Below are 421 nucleotides of genomic sequence, written 5' to 3' on the forward strand. Positions count from 1 at the left end.
GCGTCCGCGCCTGGACGCCGTTCGACGGCGTTTTAGGTCTCTGTCCGCGGTGGCACACGTGGAACCCAACGCCGTCCGAGACTCGTGGACGAACCGGGCGGGCGAATACTCACCGCGCTACTACGCGCACTACGGGCCGAACGAGACGAGCGAGCGGATCCGCGAGGCGCTGACAGCGCACCTCGACCGCGACGCGGCCGTCCTCGAACTGGGGTGCGGCTCGGGGCGGCACCTCGATCACCTCGCCGCCCACGGGTTCGACGACCTCTCGGGCGTCGACATCAACGCCGACGCGTTCGACGCGATGCGGGAGACCTACCCCGACCTGGCCGCCGACGGGACGTTCCACTGCGGCGCGATAGAGGACCTCGTCGGCGAGTTCGAGGACGGGGCGTTCGACGCCGTGTACTCGGTCGAGACG

At 70.1% G+C, this 421-nt stretch carries 1 protein-coding gene; it reads left to right on the forward strand.

Going from position 1 to position 421, the window contains the following annotated elements:
- Positions 1 to 58: 58 nt before the first annotated feature.
- A partial coding sequence (locus tag EXE45_RS18070) for a bifunctional 2-polyprenyl-6-hydroxyphenol methylase/3-demethylubiquinol 3-O-methyltransferase UbiG (RefSeq protein WP_137695133.1) occupies positions 59 to 421 on the forward strand: 363 nt, incomplete at its 3' end.

The sequence above is a fragment of the Halorubrum sp. SP9 genome (assembly GCF_005435015.1).
GTDB lineage: Archaea > Halobacteriota > Halobacteria > Halobacteriales > Haloferacaceae > Halorubrum > Halorubrum sodomense.